The following is a 21655-nucleotide window of genomic DNA, read 5'->3' on the forward strand; positions in this document are numbered from 1 at the left end:
CCGGCAAACGCTTGACAGGAAACCTAGCATGTGGAAACGTTCGCATCAACTGATGTCCTAACATTAGGACTTCATGACTTCTCACCGCAAGGAGTACACGGTGTCCGACAAACAATACGACTACATCGTGGTGGGCGCCGGCTCGGCCGGCTGCATCGTCGCGAACCGGCTGTCCGCGAACCGCGACAACCGGGTGCTGTTGCTGGAAGCGGGCGGCTGGGACCGCAATTTCTGGCTGCACTTTCCGGTGGGCTACTACCGCTCGATTTACGATACCCGGGTGGCCCGGCTGTTCGACACCGAACCCTCCGAGGGCAGCGGCGGGCGCAACATTGTCTGGCCCCGGGGCAAGGTGATCGGCGGTTCCAGCTCCATCAACGGGCTGATCTTCATTCGCGGCCAGCGCGAGGACTACGACAGTTGGGCCGCCCAGGGCGCCAGCGGCTGGTCCTATGACGAGGTGCTGCCCTACTTCCGCCGCCTGGAGCGTTACACGGGCACCGACCGGGGCGACGGCAGTCGCGGCGACCGGGGCGAACTGGAAGTCTCGGACATGCGCACCAACAACCCGGCCTGCCAGGCCTGGCTGCGCGCCGCCGGGGAATACGGCCTGCCCTTCAACCCGGACATGAACAGCAGCGACACCCGGGGCGTGGGCCCCTATCAGCTGAGCCTCAAGGGCCGCTGGCGTTGCAGCTCCGCCAAGGCGTTCCTGACCCCGATCAAGGACCGCCCCAACCTGACCATCGTCACCGAGGCCCCCGCCAACCGGGTGGTGTTCGAAGGCAACCGGGCGGTGGGCGTGGAATGGCGCCACAACGGCCAGGTGCATCGGGCCAGCGCCCGCCGCGAAGTGGTGCTGTGCGCCGGCGCCATCCAGACGCCGCAGCTGCTGCAGCTGTCCGGCGTGGGCCCCGCCGAGCTGCTGCGCCGGCACGGCATCGAACCGGTTCACGACGCGCCGGAGGTGGGCGCCAACCTGCAGGATCACTATCAGGTGCGCGCCATCTACCGTCTGAAGCGCAAGCTGTCCCTGAACACCGATGTGCGCAACCCCTTCAAGCTCGCCAGGATGGGCCTGGAATGGCTGCTGCGCGCCTCCGGCTCGCTGACCGTGGGCGCCGGCCAGGTGGGCGGCAGCGCCCGCACTTGCTACGCGGACGGCGACCGGCCGGATGTGCAGTTCAACGTGATGCCGCTGTCGGTGGACAAGCCCGGCACGCCGTTGCACCGCTACCCCGGCTTTACCGCCTCCGTGTGGCAGTGCCACCCCCGCTCCCGGGGCCAGGTGCGGATCGCCTCCGCCGACCCGGAGGCGGCGCCGATCATCGAGCCCCGCTATTTCTCCGATCCCCATGACCGCAAGGTGATCGTGGAGGGCATGAAGATCCTTCGTGATATCGCCCGCCAGCCCGCGTTCCGCGATCTCTGGGACGTGGAGATGGAACCCGGCGAGCAGATCGACGGCGACGAGGCCCTGTGGGAGTCCGCCCGCCAGCGCGGCGGCACCGTGTTCCATTGCGTGGGCACCTGCCGCATGGGCAGCGACGACGGCGCCGTGGTGGACCCCCGTCTGCGCGTGCGCGGCGTGCAAGGCCTGCGCGTGGTGGACGCCTCGGTGATGCCCCAGGTGACCTCCGCCAACACCAATGCGCCCTCGCTGATGATCGGCGAGAAAGGCGCGGCCCTGATTCTTGAAGACGCCAACCCGGAGTCCTGACATGAAATTCGATTACCGAGACCACCTCGGAGGGGGCACGCCCTTCCAAACCGTGAACCCGGCGCGCCCCGAGCAGGTGGTGGGCGGCTACGCGGAAGTGAGCGACCCCGGCGCCGTGGACCGTGTGCTCGATCGGGCCGCCGAGGCCCAGACCGAATGGGCCGGGGTGCCGCCGGTGGCGCGCGGCGACCGGCTGCTCGCCTTCCTCGACGAGGTGGTGGCGAACGTGGACCGCATCGCCGAAGCGATCACCCTGGAACAGGGCAAGCCCCTTAACGAGGCGCGCAACGAAATCCTCAAGGGCTGCGCCGAAGGCCGCTTCATGGCCGGCGAGGCCGCCCGCCAGCAATTGCAGACCACCGCCGCCGCCCGTCCCCGTGTGCGCAATCTGATCCTGCGCCGGCCGCGCGGCACCCTGCTGGCCATCTGCCCCTGGAATTTCCCGGCGATGACGCCGCTGCGCAAACTGTGCCCGGCGGTCGCCTTCGGCAACGCGCTGGTGATCAAACCGTCCCAGTTCACCCCGGCGGCGGCCTTCCTGCTGGCGGACATCGCCGAACGGCACTTCCCCGCCGGTCTGGTGCAGGTGCTGCCCTGCGGCGGCGCCTTCGCCAGCCAGCTCACCGCCGCCGGCCGTTTCGACGGGGTCAGCTTCACCGGTTCGGTGGCGGTGGGCCGCAAGGTCGGCCTGGCCGCCGCCGAGGGCCTGGTGCCCGCGCAACTGGAACTGGGCGGCAAGAACGGCGTGATCATCAATGACAGCGCCGACCTGGACGGTTGCCTGGATCAGGTGTTCGGCGCCGCCTTCCAGACCGGCGGCCAGCGCTGCACCAGCCTCAGCCGGGTGATCGTGCATCGTGACTTGCACGCGGCCGTGGTCCGGGGGCTGACCGAACGGGCCCGCGGCCTGCGGCTGGGCGATGGCCTGGACGATGGCACCACCCTGGGCCCGCTGTGCAACGGCGCCCATTTCGACAGCGTCAAAACGCTGACCGCCCGGGCGGTGGACGAAGGCGCCCGTCTGGTGACCGGCGGCGAGCCGGTGACGGTCCCCGGCTGCGAGGGCGGTTATTTCTTCGCGCCCACCCTGCTGGACCAGGCCGGCGCGTCCGACACCGCCAGCCGCCAGGAAATCTTCGGCCCGGTGCTGTCGGTGCTGCCCTACGACGACGCCGACCAGGCGCTGACGATTCTCAACGACACCGAATACGGGCTCACCTCCAGCCTGTTCTCGGACTCCCATGCGCTGATCCAGCGCTTCCTGGACGAAAGCCGCAACGGAATGCTGCACGTGAACAACGGCACGGTGCCGGACGTGAACATGCCGTTCGGCGGCATGAAGCACTCCGGGCTGGGCGCGTACTCCGTGGGCGCCTCCGCGTCCGCGTTCTACACCATCGAGCAGGCCGCCTATCTGGCCTGGTAAAAAAACGACAGGGTGATAATCATGAAAACAATCGCCAAACTGGCCCTACTCGCCACCGTTTTGTGGACCACCACGGTGGCCGCCGACACGCCCAATCCGTTCGACTACCGGTCGGTGCCCAAGGAAGGCGACCAGATCACCATGCGTCTGGCCCATTCACTGAACATGGAGTGGAGCTCCCAGACCGTGGCGCTGAAGCGCTTCGCGGAGCTGGTCGCGATCTACACCGACAACCGCATCCGGCCGGTGATCTTTCCGGGCTCGCAGCTCGGCAGCGAAAAGGAAATGCTGCAGCAGGCCCGCCAGGGCGTGATTCAGGTGACGCTGCCGGCCACCAACAACATGGCCCAGGTGGCGCCCAGCCTGAACGTGCTGCTGCTGCCCTATCTGACCCAGAGCACGGAAGAGTCGAACTACCTGCTGGACCACATCACGCCGGTGTTGCAGCCGCGGGTCATCGAGGAAGCGGGGGTGCGCATCATCGGCTGGGAGAACACCGGCTGGCGGCATTTCTTCTACAACGCGCCCGAGCCCATTGAAACGCCGGCGGATCTGGCACCGCTGAAAATGCGCGTGCCGCCCAACGCGATCATGCTCGGCACCTACAAATCCTGGAACGCCTCGCCGGCGCCGATCGCCTGGAATGAGCTCTACAGTGCCCTGCAACAAGGCGTGGTGGAAGGCGGCGACAGCCCGGTCAGCGACATCATCGGCATGAAATTCGACGAGGTGATCAGCCGCATCTCCCGATTGCACTACACCATCCTCACCCATCCCATCGTGGTCTCCGAGCGCTGGTTCCAGGATCTGGACCCGGAGCTGCAGGAGGCGGTGCTGCGCGCCGGCCGGGAAACCACGGAGTACGTGCGCTGGTGGCAGCCGCTGGATGAAGCCCGCTGGTGGAAGCTGGCGGAGGAGGCCGGCGTCAAAATCGACGACATCAAGGACGAAACGCCGTGGGCGGAGAAAGCCCGCGCCGCCTGGCCGAACTACTACCCCCTGATCGGCAAGGACGGCGAGGCACTCGCCGATAAAGCGCTGGAAATCCTGGAAGCCTACAAAGCCAACCAACAATAAAACCATCCGCCCGAGGCCGGGACGGCCCGCGTCGTCCCGATGGGAGAAAAACATGTACAACTTGCTGAGAAAGTCCCAACTGGCGCTGTGTCATCTGTTGCTGTCGGGCATGGTGCTGGCCCTGTTGCTGCAGATTTTCGGACGCAGCTTCAATGCCGGCCTGGAATGGACCGAGGAACTGTCCCGGTTCGCCTTTATCTCCTTCGTCTTTATCAGCGCCAGCTATTCGGCGCTGACCCGATCCGATCTGCGCATCGGCGTGTTTTCCGACTGGCTGGGCCGGCGTCTGGGCCGCGGCCTGGTGGAAGGCATCACCACCGCCCTGCTGCTGCTGTTCGATGTGCTGATGATCATCTACTGCTTCCGCAACGTGATCGACGGCATCAAGTATCCCAGCGTGTCTCCGGTGCTCGGTTTCAATACCAACTACCTGTTCGTGGTGTTGATTCTGGCCTTCGTGCTGTCCGCGCTGAGCCGCCTGGTCGGGCCCAACGCCCGCGGCGAGGCCGGGGAGGGTCTGGCATGACCTCCGTACAGTGGGTACTGATTATCATGCTGCCGGCGCTGCTGCTGCTCGGCGTGCCGATCTACGCGGCGCTGGGCCTGACCGGCTTCGCCGCCGCCTGGTTCCTGGGCGCCGATCTGGTGTTCGCCGCGCAGAGCATCTTCAATGGCGTGGACAACTTCGCGCTGCTGGCCATTCCGGCCTTTATTCTGGCCGGCAACATCATGGAAAAGGGCGGGCTGACCCACGACATCATCCGCATCTTCCGACGCATGTTCGGGCACGTTCCCGGCAGCCTGGGGATGGTGACGATTCTGTCGTGCATGTTCTTCGCCGCCATCTCCGGCTCCGGCCCGGGCACCGTGGCGGCCATCGGCTCGATCATGATTCCGTCCATGGTGCGCTACGGCTACCCGGCGCCCTACGCCGCCTCGGTCACCGCCACCGGCGGCACCCTGGGCATTCTGATTCCGCCCAGTAACCCGATGATCATTTACGCCATCATCGCCAACGTCTCCATCGCCGACGTGTTCGCCGCCGGCCTGCTGCCCGGCCTTTTGATGGGCGTGGTGCTGGTGTTCACCGCCTATGTGCTGGCCAAACGTTCCGGCGCCGTGGTCAACCCGGTACACGAACAGGAGGACGAGAACGAAAGCCTGGGATCACTGATCTGGCACGCCAAGTTCGCCCTGTTCCTGCCGGTGCTGATTCTCGGCGGCATTTACTCCGGCCTGTTCACGCCGGTGGAAGCCTCGGTGGTGGCGGTGTTCTACGCGCTGGTGGTGGCCCGCTTCGTGTACCGGCAACTGGACGCCCGGGCCCTCCACGAAGCCTTCGAACAGACCCATCGCATCTCCGGCGCGCTGATGATCGTGGTGGCCTGCTCGGCGCTGCTGGCCAAGGTGATCACCCTGGAAACCATTCCCCAGCAGATTTCCGCGGCCATGTCCGGCGTGTCCACCAACCCGCTGGTGATCCTGCTGTGGATCAACGTGTTCCTGATTCTGGTGGGCACCTTCATGGAAACCATGTCGGCGATCATCATTCTGGCGCCGATCCTGGTGCCGCTGGTCACCGCCTTCGGCATCAACCCGGTGCATTTCGGCATCATCCTGGTGACCAATATCCAGATCGCCTTCCTGACGCCGCCACTGGGGGTCAACCTGTTCGTGTCCAGTCAGATATCCGGGGTACCGGTGGAGAAAATCATTCGCAGCATCTGGCCGTTCCTGGTGGCCCTGCTGGGGGTGCTGGCGCTGGTGACCCTGTTCCCGCAGGTCAGCCTGTGGCTGCCCGACCTGCTCAGATCCTTGCGCTGAGTTCTTTTCGACCCGCCTCCCCGGCGGGTCTTTTTTTATCCGTGCTCGAAACCGCCCGCCGGCACATCGAAGCGGGTCTGTGTTACGCCCTTCCGGGACCCTTGAGAACAGGACGTTCGAAAGGGAGCCTACATGGACGTACTTGCGGCGTTCCCGGAAGGGCGTAACACAGACCCGCGGCCCCGATGGAGGGTCTCAAGGCTGGTTGTGGCGAAGCATGTAGCGGGCGGTCTGGTAGAAGCCTTCCAGCATTGCCTTGCGCCGCTCCAGCAACGCCGGGCGGGCTTCGTTGACCGGCTCGTTCAGGACCGGGTTATCCAGATCGTACAACCGGGGCCGGTCGCCGTCGTACTGCATGCTCATATGGTAATCGGCGCCGAGCAGCCCGATCAGCGGATTCTGGCTGCGGTTGCCACCAAAGGTGAGCGCGTAGAACGGCGCCTCGGTGTGCAGCAGATCCCTGCCCAGGGTGCGGTTCTCGTAGGGCAGCCCGACGATCCCCAGGGCGGTGGGCAGAATGTCCACCAGGCTGGCCGGATGCTCGATCACGCGCGGCCCGTCCAGCACGCCCGGGCCGTACAGAATCAACGGCACATGGTGCTTGTCGAGCCCCAGGCTTTCGCTGTAGCCCATATGGCTGGACGACTCGGAGCGGTCGTTGTGATCGCCGTAGAGAATGTACAGGGTGTTGTCGCCGTAGGCTTCGCTGGCGGCCAGCTCGTTGATGAAGCGGCCCACGTTGTGGTCCAGCAGGCGCACCGCGTTGTACTGGTCGTTGCCCAGGAAGCTGTGCTTCTGCACCTCCCCTTCCGGCGGCTGTTTGGTCTCGAACTCCGAGCCGTCATCGGGAATGGTGAACGGCCGGTGGTTGCCGGCGGTCTGGATAAACGCAATGAACGGCTGGTCCGGGTCCAGTTCGCTGAGGCGCCGGTGGGCGGCGTCGAACAGGGAGCGGTCGGAGATACCCCAGACGTCCACGTTGGGCGCGTCGTAGTCACCGGCCTCGTGCAGCTCCAGGTCGCGGATATTGTTGGTCAGCAAGCCGCTGATATTCGCCCAGCCGGCGTTGCCGCCGATAAAGTAGAACCGCTGGTAGCCCTTGAAGGCGTTCACCAGGGTGTACTGATTGACGATCTGCGGGTTGCGCGACGCGGTGGAGCCGCCCCAGGTCACGTCGGGAATGCCGGTGACCAGGCCGAACACGGTGCGCGCCGTGCCGCTGGAGGGCACCATGAAGTTCGGAAAGAAATAGCCCTGGTGGCCGAGCGCGTCCAGATTGGGCGTGGCTTCCATGGGGTTGCCGTACAGGCCCAGCCGGTTGGCGCCCATGGATTCCAGATGGATCAGGACCACGTTGGGCGGACGGCCGGCGCGGGCGTGGCCGGGGACCTGGCGGGCGAAATCGAACTCGCCGTCCTCCGGATGGCGGGCGTTCTCCGGCACGCCCAGGTAATCGGCCATCCACTCATAGTGGCGCGCCAGAGCGTCCGGGTCGTGCTTGCGGGTGCCGGTGGTCAGGGTGTCGTAGAAGAACACCGCCGGGTTCAGCCCCAGGGCGGCCACCTGCTGATTGTTGGCGAAATAGGCGTCGCTCCAGCGTAACGGCACCTCGCCGAACTGCCCCATGATGCCGAGCGCATAGAGGTAGGTGCAGGCCACGCCCACCAGGGTGCCGGCCAACCAGCCCCGGCGCGGCGGGCTGCCGGCGGTGAACCGGCGCACCCAGCGGCGCGCGGCCCAGCCACACAGCAGCGCGGCGGCGATCAGCAGCACCGTCAGCGGGATCACCGGGTAGCTTTCCCACACCATCAGCAGCGAGTCCCGGCGGTCCTCGAAGAACCGCAACACGGAACTGTTCAGCCGTTCCGCCAGATAGCTGTAATGGGCGAAGTCGGCCACGTACGTGAGCGTCAGCGCGGCCCCGGCCAGGGCCAGCCAGACCACGGCCAGGCCTCGGGCAATACGCCCCCGGCGCAGACCCAGCACGCCGGGCAGCAGGCTGAGCAGCGCCACCGGCAGGGTCACCAGCAACGCCACCCGCAGGTCGAACCGCAGGCCCACGCCGAAGGCGTGCCACAGTTCGTCCCGGTTCAGGCCCTGATCGGCCAGAAAGGTGAAATAGAACGCCACCCGCAACGCCAGCAAAGCGAGGAAAGTGACCAGCACCAATCCCAGAATCAACCGCAGCCGCGGCGACGGACGCCTCACTTCACGACCTTGAGATGGCTGGCCCGGGACGGCTTGTCACCGTCGTCGTCGCTGTCCGGGCCCGGGGCGGGCGGTTCCGGAGGCGGTTCCACCGGCTCGAACGCCATGCCCTGGCCGTTCTCCCGGGCGAACACCGCCATCACCGCCTCCACCGGTACCCGTACCGTGTGCGGCACACCGCCGAAACGGGCGGAGAAGGAAATCTCTTCATTACCGGCCTCGAAGGCGGTCACCGCCCGGGGCGCGATATTGAGCACGATCTGCCCGTCCTGGACGAACTCCTGCGGCACCTCGGCGCCGGGATAGCGGGCATCCACCGCCAGATGGGTGGTCAGGCCGTTGTCGCAGATCCATTCGTGCATCGCCCGTATCAGATACGGGCGATTGGGGGTCATCTCGTCACTCATGGCTTACAGTTGCTGACGCAGTTCGCGCTCGGCTTCGGACAGGCTGACCTGGAACGCATCGCGGTCGAACAGACGCTCGGCGTAATCGATCAGCGGCTTGGCCTGCTTGGCGGGCAGGTCCACGCCCATGGCCGGCAGCCGCCACAGGATCGGGCCGATCACGCAATCCACCAGGGTGAACTCCTCGCTCATGAAGAACGGCAGCTCGTTGAAGATCGGCGCGGTGGCGATCAGACCTTCCCGCAGCTCCTTGCGGCGCTTGTTCAGCGAGGCCTCTTTCTCTTCGCCGATCAGCAGGGCGTCCACATGGTGGCACCAGTCCCGCTCGATGCGGTGGATCAGCAGCCGGCTCTGGGCGCGGGCCACCGGGTACACCGGCAGAAGCGGCGGATGCGGGAAGCGCTCGTCCAGATATTCCATGATCACCGTGGACTGATACAGGGTCAGTTCCCGGTCCACCAGGGTCGGCACCTCGTTGTAAGGGTTCAGCGAGGCCAGGTCTTCCGGCTTGTCGCCGTTGTCCACGTCGACGATGTCCACGGTGACGCCTTTTTCCGCCAGAACGATGCGTACCCGATGGCAATAATGATCGTTCGGGGAGGAAAAGAAGGTCATCGAGGAACGTTTGGTCACCACACCCATGGTCGAGTCATCTCCACGCTATATCGCAATAACACAAACAGGGTAGCCGCTCGCGCGGTTACCCTGTTGCTCGCCGGAAGGCGTTCCTGGCGGGGCGAGGCCCGCTTAGTGAACGTCCTTCCAGTATTCCTTTTTCAGCAGGTAGGCCGGAATCAGCAGAATCGCCAGGAACACCAGCACATACACACCGATCCGCTCACGGGTGGGAGCAATGGGCTCCGCCGCGTAGGTGAGGAAGTTGGTGATGTCGCCCATATTGGACTCAAACTCTTCCTCGCTCAGATCCTGCTCCATCTTCGCCATCACATGGGGCATGCCCACGCTCGGGAATACGTGGTTATTGTACCCGTAGGGACGGGACTCGTCCTCGTAGAACCCGATCAGATAGGAGTAGATCCAGTCCGACGAACGGTGCCGGGCGGCCAGCGACAGGTCCGGCGGCGGGTTGCCGAACCAGGCCTTGCCGTCCGCGGCGGTCATGCCGTTCTGCATCTGATCACCGATCTTGTCGGTGGTGAAGTTCAGATACTTCAGCGTCAGTTCGTCGGACATACCCAGGTCTTCGGCCATGCGGCCGTAGCGCAGGTACTCCAGGCTGTGACAGCCCATGCAATAGTTCACGAACAGCTTGGCGCCATTTTGCAGGCTTACTTTGTCCTGCAGGTTCACCGGCGCCTTTTCCAGCTCCACATCGTGACCGCCGGCCGCGCCGGCCAGCGCGGGCAGGCAGCTGAACAGCAATGCTACAACCAGCTTCTTCATCAGTGACCCCCCGTTACGCGTTCCGGAACCGCCTTGGACTTCTCGAATCGGTGCGCCAGCGGCAGCGCCAGGAAGAAGAACAGGAAGTAGTAGACCGTGCCGATCTGCGCCAGCGTCTTGTACAGGCCGGAGGCCGGCTGCGTGCCCAGGAAACCCAGCATCAGGAAGTCCAGCGCGAAGATCAGCAGCAGGGTCTTGCTCAGCCAGCCCTTGTAACGGATGGATTTCACCGGGTGGCGATCCAGCCAGGGCAGCAGGAACAGCACCACGATGCCGCCGCCCATGGCGATCAGGCCCCAGGACTTGGCGGACATGCCGAACCACTCGATGGTGGTGGCCCGCAGCATGGCGTAATAAGGCCCGTAGTACCACACCGGCGCGATGTGATCCGGCGTCTTCAGCGGGTTGGCCGCCACGAAGTTCGGTTTCTCGATCAGATAGCCGCCGCCGGTGGGGAAGAAGAAGATCACCACCGCGAAGATCATCAGGAAGACGATCACGCCGGGCAGGTCCTTGACTGTGTAGTAAGGGTGGAACGGGATGCCGTCGCGGGGGATGCCGTTCTCGTCCTTGTTCTGCTTGATCTCGACGCCGTCCGGGTTGTTGGAACCCACTTCGTGCAACGCCAGAATGTGCAGGAACACCAGCGCCACCAGCACCAGCGGAATGGCCACCACGTGCAGGGCGAAGAACTTGTTCACCGTGGCGGTGGACAGCAGGTAGTCGCCGCGCACCCAGGTGGTGAGCGCCTCACCGATTTCCTTGGCGTCCTTGGCGTCGATGAACGGCAGGATGTCGAACGGAATGGCGCCGGCCAGGGAGATGATCACCTGGGCGCCCCAGTAGGACATGTTGCCCCAGGGCAGCACATAGCCCAGGAAGCCTTCCGCCATCAACGCCACGTAGATCAGCATGCCGAAGATCCACACCAGCTCGCGGGGCGGCTTGTAGGAGCCGTACAGCAGGCCGCGGAACATGTGCAGGTAGACCACCGCGAAGAAGGCGGAGGCGCCCACCGCGTGCATGTAGCGGATCAGCCAGCCCCACTGCACGTCGCGCATGATGTATTCCACCGAGCCGAAGCCGTCGGACGGGGAATAGAACATGGTCAGCCAGATGCCGGTAAGCAGCTGGTTGATCAGTACCACCATGGAGAGCACGCCAAAGTAGTACCAGAAGTTGAAGTTCTTCGGAGCGTAGTACTCCGACATGTGCTTCTTGTAGGTGTTGACGACGGGGAGACGGGCATCCACCCAGTCGATCAAACCATTGACCATTCGCATCATGCCTCAGTCTCCCCTTCTTCAGAACCGATGATGATGACGGCGTCACTGGTATAGGAATGAGGCGGCACCACCAGGTTGGTGGGGGCCGGCACACCCTGATAGACCCGGCCGGCCAGGTCGAACTTGGACCCGTGACAGGGGCAGAAGAAACCACCGTACTGCAACTCCACGGTGGGCTCTTCCTCGAACAGAGGCGAACAACCCAGGTGGGTACAGATACCGATCAGCACCAGATATTCTTTTTTGATGGAGCGCCACTCGTTGGCCGCGTAGGGCGGCTGCTGGTCCGCCTCGGACTGCGGATCCTTGAGTTCGCCGTTGAGTTTGTCCAGGTTGGCGATCATGTCGTCGGTGCGACGCACCACCCAGATCGGCTGGCCGCGCCATTCGGCCACCACGCGCTGCCCCATATCGAGTTTGCTGACGTCCACTTCGACGGGGGCGCCGGCATTCTCGGCCTTCGCGCTGGGCTGCCAGGATTTGACAAAAGGTACCGCCGCGCCGATGGCACCCGCCGCGCCCACCGCTGAGGTCAGGCCGATCAAAAAGGTGCGGCGGCTGGTATTTACGCCGTCATTGCTCATTGAGTTATTCTCCCCTTAGATCCCACGCTCGGGGGGTGGCCCGAGACTCGAGGTCGGTGCTCGTGCTCCGGGCGGAGTAAGGCGGCGGAAATGGTAATGAAAAAGACCACATCTGACAACCGGTTATTCTTCGCCAGCGCCTCGCTAAACCACTGATTTATGCATAAAAAAAGCCCAGCAACGCCGGGCTTTTTCGGGGCTCGACAACGCGAAGCGTCGTCTTACCGCTTGGAGTACTGCGGACGCTTACGCGCTTTGTGCAGACCCACTTTCTTACGTTCCACCTCACGGGCGTCACGGGTCACGTAGCCGGCACGGCGCAGGGCGCCACGCAGCTCGCCGTCGTATTCCATCAGCGCACGGGTGATACCGTGACGGATGGCGCCGGCCTGACCGTTGTTGCCGCCACCGCTGACGGTCACGTACACGTCGAAGCGCTCGGCGGCGTCCACCAGCTCCAGCGGCTGACGCACCACCATGCGGTTGGTCTCGCGACCGAAGAACACGTCCAGCGGACGACCGTTGACGGTGATGTTACCGCTGCCCGGGCGCAGGAAGACGCGGGCGGAAGCCGTCTTGCGGCGGCCGGTTCCGTAATCGGCGTTTGCAGTTGCCATCGACTGACCTCTTAGAGTTCGAGCTGCTGCGGCTGCTGAGCGGTATGCGGATGCTCGGCGCCGGCGTAGACTTTGAGTTTGCGCAACATGTCGCGACCCAGCGGGTTACGCGGCATCATGCCCTTCACGGCTTTCTCGATCACCATCTGCGGTTTTTCGCTGATCAGGGTCTCGAAGTTCGCTTCCTTGATACCGCCCGGGTAACCGCTGTGGCGATAGTACATCTTGTTGGAAGCTTTTTTGCCGGTCACGGCCACTTTTTCCGCGTTGATCACGACGATGTAGTCGCCGGTGTCCACGTGCGGCGTGTATTCCGGCTTATGCTTGCCGCGCAGACGGCTGGCGATTTCCGCGGCCAGCCGGCCCAGCGTTTTGCCGGAGGCGTCCACCACATACCAGTCGCGCTTTACGCTTTCCGGTTTCGCGCTGAAGGTCTTCATGGGAGTCTTCCCTAAAATTTGTGCCCTGAATTCAATACGTTACGGGTTCAATCAACCCTCCGGCGAGAGCCCGCCGGGCAAGAGGGTGCGAATTGTACTGAACCCCCCCGGCAAAGACAAGCGGGAAAACGTGCTGCTATAGTCTGGCCCTTGCGCCGGCGGCCGCCGGGCGCTTTTTGTCTTCGTTTCCGGATCACAGGAGAGCCGTTTATGGAATACCGTCCGCTGGGTGGGACCGATCTCAAGGTCAGCAGCCTCTGTCTGGGCACCATGACCTGGGGCAACCAGAATACCGCCGAGGAAGGCTTCGCGCAGATGGAGCTGGCCCTGGCCCGGGGCGTCAACTTCTTCGACACCGCGGAAATGTACGCGGTGCCGGCCAGCCCGGAAACCTCGTTCCGCACCGAGGAGATCATCGGCGAGTGGTTCGCCCGCACCGGCAACCGGGACAAGGTGGTGCTGGCCACCAAGGCCGCCGGCCCCGGCGAATACGTCAAACACATCCGTGGCGGCCCGCGCTTCACCGCCGACAGCCTGCGGGACGCGGTGGAAGGCAGCCTCAAACGGCTGCGCACCGACGTCATCGACCTCTATCAGCTGCACTGGCCGGAGCGCCCCACCAACTTCTTCGGCCGCCTCAACTACAAGCACAAGGAGGCGCCGGAGGCGGTGCCGATCGCCGACACCGTGGCCGGGATCAAGGCGCTGGTGGACGCCGGCAAGATCCGCCACTGGGGGCTGTCCAACGAAACCCCCTGGGGCACCATGACCTTTCTGCGCGAAGCGGAGAAGATCGGCCTGGCGCCGCCGGTCTCGATCCAGAACCCCTACTCCCTGCTCAACCGCAGCTTCGAGGTGGGCCTGGCCGAGGTGGCCCACCGCGAGAACGTGGGTCTGCTGGCCTACTCGCCGCTGGCGTTCGGCATGCTCACCGGCAAGTACCGTAACGGCCAGTGGCCCGCCGACGCCCGCCTGACCCGCTTCAAGCAGTTCGCCCGCTACAACGGCGAACAGGCGGTGGCGGCCACCGAAGCCTACTGTCAGCTGGCCGAGGAACGCGGGATCAGCCCTACCCAGCTGGCGCTGCAGTTCGTCACCACCCGGCCGTTCGTGACCAGCAACATCATCGGCGCCACCAACCTGAACCAGCTCCGCGAGAACCTGGACAGCGTCGACCTGCCCTGGGACAAGGACCTGGAAGAGGCCCTGGAAGCGATCCACACCCGCTTCCCGATCCCGGCGCCCTGACCCAACCGGGCGCCCGGACGGGCGCCCGACCGCTTGACGGACATCGTCGTTCCGGTCAATGTACACACTGTGTACTTTCAGGGAGCGAACCCATGTCCAGCCCTCAACCCAGCAGTCTGCGTGTCGGCCGCCGCTACCGCGCCAACCGTCTTGATGGTCCCTACGATGCCCTGGTGATCGGCTCCGGCATGGGCGGGCTGACCGCCGCCGCCTGCCTGAGCCGGATGGGCTGGAAGGTGGCCGTGTTCGAGCAGCACTACACCGCCGGTGGTTTCACCCACAGCTATGAACGCAACGGCTACGAATGGGACGTGGGCGTGCACTACATCGGCGACATGGGGCGCGCCGACACCCTGGGCCGGCGGCTGTTCGACCACATCAGCGACGGGCAATTGAAGTGGGCGCCCATGGACGCCTGTTACGACCGCATTCATCTGGGCGACCGCCATTACGATCTGATGGCCGGCCCCGCGGCCTTCCGCGATGAGCTGCGACGCGCCTTCCCCGGCGAGCACGACGCCATCGACGCCTACCTGCACGCCATCAAGAAAGCCGCCGGCGCCATCCAGCCCCTCACCGTTACCCGCCTGCTGCCCGGCGCACTGGGTCGCGTCGCCCGCAAGGGCCTGGACCGTGGCGCCCTGGGCCGCTACAACCGCACCACCCGGGCGGTGCTCGAGGAACTCACCGACAACCAGGAACTGATCGCGGTGCTCACCGGCCAATGGGGCGACAACGGCCTGCCGCCGTCCCGCTCCAGCTTTCTGATCCACGCGCTGATCGCCCGCCACTACCTGTACGGCGGTTACTACCCGGTGGGCGGCGCGTCGCAGATCGCGCGCACCGTGATCCCGGTGATCCAGCAAAGCGGCGGCGATGTGTTCACCTATGCCGACGTCACCGACATTCTGGTGGAGAATGGCCGCGCCACCGGCGTGCGCCTGGCCGACGGCCACGAGGAACGGGCGCCCTGCGTGATCAGCGACGCCGGCGTGTTCAATACGTTCAGCGAACTGCTGCCGGAACACGCTCCCGAGTACGCCTTCTATCAGCAGCGGCTGAGCGGCGTGCGGCGCTCCATGGCCAGCGCCTGCCTCTATATCGGCCTGAACGACACCGCCGAAAACCTGGGCCTGCCGAAAACCAACTACTGGATCTATCCGGACAACGATTACGAAGCACGGCTGGACCAGGCCCTGGCCGACCCGGACCGGCACGATATCCCGCTCACCTACATTTCCTTTCCCAGCGCCAAGGACCCGGACTTCGCCCGCCGCTACCCCGGCCGCGCCACCGTGGAAATCGTGGCCGCCGCGCCCCATGACTGGTACCGGCAATGGGACGGCACCACCTGGGGCCAGCGCGGCGAGGACTACGAGGCCCACAAGGAAGCCTTCGCCCGCCGCCTGCTGGAGAAACTGTTCGAGAAACACCCGAACCTGCGCGACCACCTGGACTACTACGAATTGTCCACGCCCCTGTCCACCGCCTGGTTCTGCCGTTACCCCACCGGGGAAATCTACGGGCTCGACCACGACCCCCAGCGCTTCGACCAGGACTGGCTGCGCCCCAAAACCCGGGTGCCCGGGCTCTACCTGACCGGCCAGGACGTGCTCACCTGCGGCGTGGTGGGCGCTCTGGTGTCCGGTCTGACCACCACCCTGGCGGTCACCGGCCGCAAGGGCCTGCCGCTGGCGCGGCGCATGTTCGTGGGCTGAAGCGGTGCGCTTCTGGCTGGCCTTCGTGCTGCTGGCGCCGCTGCTGCTGTGGCAGGGCCGCCGGGCACGGCGTGACACGCCGCGGCTGCCGGAAGCCGGCGGCGCCGACCACGGCCGGGTGGGCGCCGGCGACACGCCACTGCGTCTGCTGCTGGTGGGCGAGTCCACCGCCGTGGGCGTCGGCGTACGGGAACATCACCAAGGACTGGGCGGGCAACTGGCCCGGGCCCTGCATCGGCAACTGGGCCGCCCGGTGACCTGGCGGGTGGACGGCGTCAACGGCATCCGCGCCGCCGCCCTGGCCACGCGGCTCGCCGACCGGCCGGCGCCCGACGTGGATCTGGTGGTGGTCAGCCTGGGCGTTAACGACACCACCGGCCTCACCTCGCCACGCCGCTACCAACAAGCACTGGGCCGGCTGATCGCCACCCTGCGCCGGAAGCGGCCGCACCTGCCGGTGGCCCTGCTGGCGGTGCCGCCGATGCAGCACTTCACCGCCCTGCCCCGGCCCCTGCGCGATCTGCTGGGCGCCCGTGCCGGCCGGCTCGACCGGGCCCAGCAGGCCCTGGCGGCCCGCCTGCCCGACGTTCACGCCCTGACCTGGCCAGCGGTCGCCGACCCGTCCCTGCTGGCCGAGGACGGCTACCACCCCGGAGAAGCGGGCTACGCCCATATCGCCGACCGGGTGGCGCCGGCCCTGGCCGGCCTGCTGCGCTAGCCGCGGCGGCCCCTGCTCAGCTCACCGGCGCGGCCACCGCCACGGGAATGCGCCGCCGCATCCGCACCACCGGCTCCGTGACCGGTTCGCCCTGGCCCGCCCGTTCATCGGCCTGGAAAGCGCAGCTCACCCGAGCGGTCTCCACATCCAGGACACCCTGAGGCACCGACTGCGGGTTCTCGGGATGATTGCACCACACATCGGGCCCATGCTGAGTACGCCTCGGGCGGGCACTGCGGTAACGGCACTCACTGCAACAGATCAACATCTTCCCTGGCCTCCCTTCCGTTCTCGACCAATTCGACTTTTGACTTTCGACCCGGATCGCCGGACCAGCTTGTCAGAGCCCGGCGCCGCCCGTAAAGCGGACGGGTCGAGGGAGTAAAAAGACGCAAACCGGATCCTGCGCCCCTGTCTCACCATGCAGGATCGACAGTGGAGGGGTGGCTTTTCGGTCAAGTGATATGGTTCACACAAGGTGATATTTTGAACAAATAATAACAATCGGTAGGACTCGAACTTCTTGGGGTTAGAGCATGGACTCGCTTATCGTCAACCTGCGCTCGGACGAGCAGCCCGACGTATCCATCCAATGTGACGCCATCCGAATGGACGGCGTGATCTGTCTTGTTCCCGAATGGGTCTATTCCCCGGACGGCCTCGACCGGTCGCCGGCGCGCCTGATACGCCTGCTCGACCTGCCCATGGAACGCGTGGCCGGCTACCGGGAAAGCTACGCCCTGCAGCGCCCCCTGCCCCGCGCCGTACTCGCCGGCCAGGTGCCGGTGGAGCTGGATGGCAAGATCGAGGTGGTGTTCGTGCCGCTGCGGTTTCGGGTGAACGGGTAGCCCCCGTTGCCCGCCCCTTACCAAACCGTGCGTACGTGTCGGTAAGCACGGATCTTTTCATCCGCGGTCACCAGCGCACTGTTGAGGTGGCGGGCCAGGGCCACGATAAGCCGGTCCGCCGGATCCTTGTGGAATTCCCCGGGCAGACGAGTGGATTCCACCCCCACGTCATTGTCCACGGGGACAAACCGAACCGCCGGTATCTGACCAACGGTCTCCAACCAGTCATCGATATTCATGGTAAGCGTGAGACGGTCGCGACTGACCAGCATGGCGATCTCCCAGGCAGAGATGGATGACACCAGAATAAGTCCGTCGTCCACCGCTTGCTCGCGCTCGATCTCGCCCCTGGCGTCGGTGGACAGCTCATCACCCCCATTTACCCACCACACCAGCACATGGGTATCCAGTACGATCACCGCGCCGCGTCCCAGTCGTCTTCGGCAACCGGATCGGTCGGGCGATTGAAGTCCACCACACTGCCTTTGAGTCTCTCCAGCGGAGAGCGCTGATCGGACCGGTAACGCCGGATTTCCACGGTCGGCTTGCCGTGATCGGTGACCACCACCGGCACCCCCGAGGTTTCGACCTTGCGGAAAAATTCCAGGGCCCGGGCTTTGAACCGGGACTTGGTAACCTGCTCAGCCTCCATGTCTGCCTCCTGACCACCATGATTGATCATTAAACATACAGCCGTGATGTGACCATATCAAGTAGTCACACCAACATCAGCGTCGCTGCGGTGGATGTTCGTATCGTCCCCCACCGGTGTGGCGTAGGGTCCGAAACATCGAGGTTCTATGGCGCTTTTTAAGCCACCCGTTCGACCGAAAATTCGGATCCGAGCGGCCTGTCACGCGAAGTATCTTTCTTAACTGCCTACGCGGCAGCGAACGTGTGGGGCGCGCAGCCCCACGGTTTCGAGTTTTTCTTAGCTGCCTACGCGGCAGCGAACCCGATCCGTACATTCGGGCCGGCCGCCTTGATTTTCTTAGCTGCCTACGCGGCAGCGAACGAGGTACTGGCCGGCGGCATGGGCGCCTACGTTTTCTTAGCTGCCTACGCGGCAGCGAACTCCAGGTCGGTTTCCTCGATGGCTCTCCGCATTTTCTTAGCTGCCTACGCGGCAGCGAACGCGGCCGTCTCGGAATGGGTGCCCCGGTACGCTTTCTTAGCTGCCTACGCGGCAGCGAACCTTGCCCACGAACTGCCCGACCTGGGCGCACTTTTCTTAGCTGCCTACGCGGCAGCGAACGGGCCACCGGTCGGCTCCACGGTCACGTCGTGTTTCTTAGCTGCCTACGCGGCAGCGAACCTACAGAACGCCGACTTGGGCGTGATTTTGCTTTTCTTAGCTGCCTACGCGGCAGCGAACGAATTGCAGGGGCGTGTCCAGGCCCATTTCCATTTCTTAGCTGCCTACGCGGCAGCGAACCAGCCGGGCGAGCGATACCTGACCCGCTTTGTTTTCTTAGCTGCCTACGCGGCAGCGAACCGAATGATGACGATCCTGACATGGGTCATGCTTTTCTTAGCTGCCTACGCGGCAGCGAACGCAGACCGGCCAGACCCAGGAGCGCACCGAGTTTTCTTAGCTGCCTACGCGGCAGCGAACAGGAGGTGGTGCGCACCACCTTGGGCCACGAGTTTCTTAGCTGCCTACGCGGCAGCGAACACGGTGCCAATCGCAGCGGCGGCGAGCCCAACTTTCTTAGCTGCCTACGCGGCAGCGAACGTCTTGCGGGTCGCTGACGCCCTTCCCTTCACTTTCTTAGCTGCCTACGCGGCAGCGAACGCAGGGATCCCCATCCTGCAGGCGCTGGAGCATTTCTTAGCTGCCTACGCGGCAGCGAACTTGCCCGCCGGCCATCATTGACCCGGCAAACATTTCTTAGCTGCCTACGCGGCAGCGAACGTCGCCTTCACCGCCCGGCTCATTTTCGTGACTTTCTTAGCTGCCTACGCGGCAGCGAACTCATAGGTGCGGCATGCCTGGGCTGTGTCGGTTTTCTTAGCTGCCTACGCGGCAGCGAACAACGATCTCGTTTGGTCGCTGGAGCAGACGCATTTCTTAGCTGCCTACGCGGCAGCGAACGGTCTCCGCTTCCTGTTCGGTCTCGGATTCCTTTTCTTAGCTGCCTACGCGGCAGCGAACGCCCCGGGCGTCGATCTCCTGTTTCGCCTCTTTTTCTTAGCTGCCTACGCGGCAGCGAACCCGCCGCACTACTGAACTATGCGGACGACGAATTTCTTAGCTGCCTACGCGGCAGCGAACTTCCGCTCCTTGAGCTTTTCGATAATCAGGTATTTCTTAGCTGCCTACGCGGCAGCGAACCTGACCCAGTAGGGCCGGGGTGCCGCGATCAGTTTCTTAGCTGCCTACGCGGCAGCGAACTAGAGGTTAGTCTCAGTAACCTATTGTTTATTCAGTAGAAAGCAGAATAACACCCACTCCCACCCTTTTTTCAGGGTGGGAGATAAGTGTTTGATTAACAAGGTTTACTATAAATCCCGAGCAGAAAGGGTCAGAACCAGGGGACCGTTGCTGTCGGACTCAGTCCGTAGGCGCTGAAAAGACCAGGAACAGCATCATCGCGCAGAGGGCCGTGTTCAACGAATAAAGCAAAGCGCTGCTCGGTAGTCGCGCTTCGCAGGGTGACAAACGGCAGGGACACCGCCTTTTCAATACTGTCGGGCAGCTGACGCCGGGCCTCTTCCTCGGAAACATTGTGGCGCCGACAATAACGTCGCCGCAGACGCGCCACATTGGTTTTCGGCTGTACACGACGCACCACGCGGTGCCGGGCGTCGTATGGCACGGGTTGTATGCTGCCCACGTGCAGATGGTCCGTCATACCACCAAGCCAGGTTCCACCCATCAGTTCCGCCAGACGATCCTCGGTGCCATGGAGGCGCATTCTGGCCCCCAATGTGCGCGGCTTATGGCCGTGGGCGGGAAAGCTCACGCCGACATCCTCCACGCCGCCTCGAGCCAGCGCACGGTGTAACTTGCTGTATAGGGCGTCCAGCAGCACCTGCCGGCTGAACTCCGGATCTGGACGCACACTCATCTCCAAATACGCGTCCATACCTCACCCCGCATCCCCGAATACGCCACCACGAATCAGCGTCGCCATCACAAAATGCTGGTCAGTCTGGCTGGGGGTCTTATCCTTGAGGATCCAGTTATCCAGTAGTGAATAGAAATCCGCCTTTTGCTTCGGTTGCCGGTACGCCTTGCCCTGAGTGGTGACAGAGCCATAGGGCTCCACGGCAATCGGCCCCAAATCCTGGCCACCTTCCGAGGGGTACCAGGTGTCAATGGTGCGCAGGGCATTACCCAGTTTTTGTGAGTGGATGCCGGCCACGTTGCCAATCTGATAGAGCGTTTTGCTCTTGTCACCACGGCCTCGCTCCAAGATCAGCTCTTGGGAGGGGAAAACCTCCTGCCCTGCCCCGACACGGGCAAAAGCCATCACCTCCAGCAAAGTGTGTTGTTCACCGGCCAAGCCGGAGGCAATACATTGTGCAAGTGCCTCAAGCCCGGTGCGTGACGCATCGGTGGGCTCGAAATCACGCAGCGAAAGAGCCAGTCCGTCGAAGGTCCACGAATCGGTGACCTGGCCTTCGCGGATACGACGTACCCGGACTTCCACCTGCTCGGCTCCAACGCGGTTGCGCCACAGAAAACGACCGTTGGCCAGGTTGTAGGCGTAGCGCTGCGCCAACGTGGCGAACCCCTGATTGGCCACATAGCCTTTGACCGTGGTCAGCAACTTATCCTGGTAATCCGCATTGTTGCAGGCGGACGGCATCCCCGCTCCCCCCAATACCCGTAGGGTAAAACGAACCATCAAGGTGTCCGAGGTACTGGGTAATGCCGCCACATCAACGGTTTGGAGGTTGGGGTTTTCAATCTGCGCGTCGAGCTTGGCAGGGTCTTGATCCTTGGTCTTAAGGCGATTGGAAATGGTGCCGCGCACCGATTTCTCGCGCACTTCAACGGCGGGCCAGCTCTCGAAATCGTCACGATGCCCCCACTGTCCGGCAAAGAACAGCGCATCGGATGGGTCCAGCTTGCGCTCGAAGGCGAGCACGGAGGCGGTTTTAAGGGCGGTAGCCATGGCGAA

General features: G+C 64.2%; 21 protein-coding genes and 1 CRISPR repeat array. Of the genes, 9 read left to right on the forward strand and 12 right to left on the reverse strand.

The genetic code is table 11. The annotated features are described in order from the left end of the window. The first annotated feature begins 100 nt into the window (after positions 1-100). The 5 genes from IM760_RS02030 to IM760_RS02050 are packed head-to-tail and all read left to right on the forward strand — an operon-like array spanning position 101 to position 6047. Complete coding sequence (locus tag IM760_RS02030; RefSeq protein ID WP_228233460.1) at positions 101-1720, forward strand: GMC family oxidoreductase; 1620 nt, start codon at positions 101-103, stop codon at positions 1718-1720. Position 1721: 1 nt separating this feature from the next. Further along, on the forward strand, positions 1722-3146 hold the full coding sequence (locus IM760_RS02035) for an aldehyde dehydrogenase family protein (protein ID WP_204426897.1): 1425 nt from the start codon (positions 1722-1724) through the stop codon (positions 3144-3146). Between the two features lie 21 nt (positions 3147-3167). After that, a complete protein-coding gene (locus IM760_RS02040; RefSeq protein WP_204426898.1) occupies positions 3168-4223 on the forward strand; it encodes a TRAP transporter substrate-binding protein in 1056 nt (351 codons plus the stop codon). Between the two features lie 52 nt (positions 4224-4275). Next, positions 4276-4749 (forward strand): TRAP transporter small permease, encoded by a 474-nt coding sequence (locus IM760_RS02045; RefSeq protein WP_204426899.1) that lies wholly within the window; start codon positions 4276-4278, stop codon positions 4747-4749. Next, positions 4746-6047 (forward strand): TRAP transporter large permease, encoded by a 1302-nt coding sequence (locus IM760_RS02050; protein WP_204426900.1) that lies wholly within the window; start codon positions 4746-4748, stop codon positions 6045-6047. Before IM760_RS02045 ends, IM760_RS02050 begins: the two co-directional genes overlap by 4 nt. A 195-nt stretch (positions 6048-6242) precedes the next feature. On the opposite strand, the gene IM760_RS02055 is transcribed toward IM760_RS02050, so the two are convergent. From IM760_RS02055 to rplM, 8 genes are all read right to left on the reverse strand, one after another. Continuing rightward, on the reverse strand, positions 6243-8228 hold the full coding sequence (locus IM760_RS02055) for an LTA synthase family protein (RefSeq protein ID WP_204426901.1): 1986 nt from the start codon (positions 8226-8228) through the stop codon (positions 6243-6245). Between the two features lie 23 nt (positions 8229-8251). Continuing rightward, positions 8252-8650: a ClpXP protease specificity-enhancing factor gene (locus IM760_RS02060; protein ID WP_204426902.1), complete on the reverse strand. Its 399-nt coding sequence runs from the start codon at positions 8648-8650 to the stop codon at positions 8252-8254. Positions 8651-8665: 15 nt separating this feature from the next. Next, on the reverse strand, positions 8666-9304 hold the full coding sequence (locus tag IM760_RS02065; RefSeq protein WP_204426903.1) for a glutathione S-transferase N-terminal domain-containing protein: 639 nt from the start codon (positions 9302-9304) through the stop codon (positions 8666-8668). 105 nt (positions 9305-9409) lie between these two features. Further along, positions 9410-10066, reverse strand: a complete 657-nt coding sequence (locus IM760_RS02070; RefSeq protein ID WP_204426904.1) for a cytochrome c1 — start codon at positions 10064-10066, stop codon at positions 9410-9412. Then, positions 10066-11352, reverse strand: coding sequence for a cytochrome b (locus tag IM760_RS02075; RefSeq protein WP_204426905.1), 1287 nt, complete (start codon positions 11350-11352; stop codon positions 10066-10068). The genes IM760_RS02070 and IM760_RS02075 overlap by 1 nt, the downstream gene beginning before the upstream one ends. After that, positions 11349-11936 carry a ubiquinol-cytochrome c reductase iron-sulfur subunit gene (gene petA, locus IM760_RS02080; protein WP_204426906.1) on the reverse strand — a complete coding sequence of 196 codons (588 nt, stop codon included), beginning with the start codon at positions 11934-11936 and terminating at the stop codon, positions 11349-11351. The genes IM760_RS02075 and petA overlap by 4 nt, the downstream gene beginning before the upstream one ends. A gap of 221 nt (positions 11937-12157) precedes the next feature. Beyond that, positions 12158-12553 (reverse strand): 30S ribosomal protein S9, encoded by a 396-nt coding sequence (gene rpsI / locus IM760_RS02085; RefSeq protein ID WP_204426907.1) that lies wholly within the window; start codon positions 12551-12553, stop codon positions 12158-12160. 11 nt (positions 12554-12564) lie between these two features. After that, positions 12565-12993, reverse strand: coding sequence for a 50S ribosomal protein L13 (gene rplM / locus IM760_RS02090; protein WP_204426908.1), 429 nt, complete (start codon positions 12991-12993; stop codon positions 12565-12567). A gap of 210 nt (positions 12994-13203) precedes the next feature. Here rplM and IM760_RS02095 point away from each other — a divergent pair, with 210 nt between their 5' ends. The 4 genes from IM760_RS02095 to IM760_RS02110 all read left to right on the forward strand — a co-directional run bounded on the left by IM760_RS02095 (position 13204) and on the right by IM760_RS02110 (position 17525). Further along, positions 13204-14241, forward strand: a complete 1038-nt coding sequence (locus IM760_RS02095) for an aldo/keto reductase (RefSeq protein ID WP_204426909.1) — start codon at positions 13204-13206, stop codon at positions 14239-14241. Between the two features lie 92 nt (positions 14242-14333). After that, entirely contained in the window at positions 14334-15959 is a 1626-nt protein-coding gene (locus IM760_RS02100; RefSeq protein ID WP_204426910.1) for a phytoene desaturase family protein, read from the forward strand. Positions 15960-15963: 4 nt separating this feature from the next. Next, positions 15964-16677 carry a GDSL-type esterase/lipase family protein gene (locus IM760_RS02105; RefSeq protein WP_204426911.1) on the forward strand — a complete coding sequence of 238 codons (714 nt, stop codon included), beginning with the start codon at positions 15964-15966 and terminating at the stop codon, positions 16675-16677. A 536-nt stretch (positions 16678-17213) separates the two neighbouring features. Next, positions 17214-17525: a hypothetical protein gene (locus IM760_RS02110; protein WP_204426912.1), complete on the forward strand. Its 312-nt coding sequence runs from the start codon at positions 17214-17216 to the stop codon at positions 17523-17525. Positions 17526-17542: 17 nt separating this feature from the next. Here IM760_RS02110 and IM760_RS02115 read toward each other — a convergent pair whose 3' ends face one another. From IM760_RS02115 to csy3, 4 genes are all read right to left on the reverse strand, one after another. Continuing rightward, positions 17543-17944, reverse strand: a complete 402-nt coding sequence (locus IM760_RS02115; RefSeq protein ID WP_204426913.1) for a PIN domain-containing protein — start codon at positions 17942-17944, stop codon at positions 17543-17545. Continuing rightward, entirely contained in the window at positions 17941-18177 is a 237-nt protein-coding gene (locus IM760_RS02120) for a type II toxin-antitoxin system Phd/YefM family antitoxin (protein ID WP_204426914.1), read from the reverse strand. The genes IM760_RS02115 and IM760_RS02120 overlap by 4 nt, the downstream gene beginning before the upstream one ends. 215 nt (positions 18178-18392) lie before the next feature. After that, positions 18393-19920: a CRISPR direct-repeat array (repeat unit 28 nt; unit sequence TTTCTTAGCTGCCTACGCGGCAGCGAAC). 130 nt (positions 19921-20050) lie between these two features. Further along, positions 20051-20614 (reverse strand): type I-F CRISPR-associated endoribonuclease Cas6/Csy4, encoded by a 564-nt coding sequence (gene cas6f / locus IM760_RS02125; RefSeq protein ID WP_204426915.1) that lies wholly within the window; start codon positions 20612-20614, stop codon positions 20051-20053. A 3-nt stretch (positions 20615-20617) separates the two neighbouring features. Beyond that, entirely contained in the window at positions 20618-21649 is a 1032-nt protein-coding gene (gene csy3 / locus IM760_RS02130; protein WP_204426916.1) for a type I-F CRISPR-associated protein Csy3, read from the reverse strand. Positions 21650-21655 lie beyond the last annotated feature (6 nt).

The organism is Alloalcanivorax marinus (assembly GCF_016906305.1).
In the GTDB taxonomy this organism is placed as follows: Bacteria; Pseudomonadota; Gammaproteobacteria; order Pseudomonadales; family Alcanivoracaceae; genus Alloalcanivorax; species Alloalcanivorax marinus.

What these genes read in the sequence shown, in the direction of transcription:
- rplM (WP_204426908.1), bottom strand. Translation starts at nt 12,993, where the DNA reads ATGAAGACCTTCAGCGCGAAACCGGAAAGCGTAAAGCGCGACTGGTAT.
- IM760_RS02120 (WP_204426914.1), bottom strand. Translation starts at nt 18,177, where the DNA reads ATGGAGGCTGAGCAGGTTACCAAGTCCCGGTTCAAAGCCCGGGCCCTG.
- IM760_RS02035 (WP_204426897.1), top strand. Translation starts at nt 1,722, where the DNA reads ATGAAATTCGATTACCGAGACCACCTCGGAGGGGGCACGCCCTTCCAA.
- IM760_RS02075 (WP_204426905.1), bottom strand. Translation starts at nt 11,352, where the DNA reads ATGATGCGAATGGTCAATGGTTTGATCGACTGGGTGGATGCCCGTCTC.
- IM760_RS02050 (WP_204426900.1), top strand. Translation starts at nt 4,746, where the DNA reads ATGACCTCCGTACAGTGGGTACTGATTATCATGCTGCCGGCGCTGCTG.
- rpsI (WP_204426907.1), bottom strand. Translation starts at nt 12,553, where the DNA reads ATGGCAACTGCAAACGCCGATTACGGAACCGGCCGCCGCAAGACGGCT.
- IM760_RS02095 (WP_204426909.1), top strand. Translation starts at nt 13,204, where the DNA reads ATGGAATACCGTCCGCTGGGTGGGACCGATCTCAAGGTCAGCAGCCTC.
- IM760_RS02045 (WP_204426899.1), top strand. Translation starts at nt 4,276, where the DNA reads ATGTACAACTTGCTGAGAAAGTCCCAACTGGCGCTGTGTCATCTGTTG.
- cas6f (WP_204426915.1), bottom strand. Translation starts at nt 20,614, where the DNA reads ATGGACGCGTATTTGGAGATGAGTGTGCGTCCAGATCCGGAGTTCAGC.
- IM760_RS02110 (WP_204426912.1), top strand. Translation starts at nt 17,214, where the DNA reads ATGGACTCGCTTATCGTCAACCTGCGCTCGGACGAGCAGCCCGACGTA.
- petA (WP_204426906.1), bottom strand. Translation starts at nt 11,936, where the DNA reads ATGAGCAATGACGGCGTAAATACCAGCCGCCGCACCTTTTTGATCGGC.
- IM760_RS02065 (WP_204426903.1), bottom strand. Translation starts at nt 9,304, where the DNA reads ATGGGTGTGGTGACCAAACGTTCCTCGATGACCTTCTTTTCCTCCCCG.
- csy3 (WP_204426916.1), bottom strand. Translation starts at nt 21,649, where the DNA reads ATGGCTACCGCCCTTAAAACCGCCTCCGTGCTCGCCTTCGAGCGCAAG.
- IM760_RS02040 (WP_204426898.1), top strand. Translation starts at nt 3,168, where the DNA reads ATGAAAACAATCGCCAAACTGGCCCTACTCGCCACCGTTTTGTGGACC.
- IM760_RS02100 (WP_204426910.1), top strand. Translation starts at nt 14,334, where the DNA reads ATGTCCAGCCCTCAACCCAGCAGTCTGCGTGTCGGCCGCCGCTACCGC.
- IM760_RS02070 (WP_204426904.1), bottom strand. Translation starts at nt 10,066, where the DNA reads ATGAAGAAGCTGGTTGTAGCATTGCTGTTCAGCTGCCTGCCCGCGCTG.
- IM760_RS02060 (WP_204426902.1), bottom strand. Translation starts at nt 8,650, where the DNA reads ATGACCCCCAATCGCCCGTATCTGATACGGGCGATGCACGAATGGATC.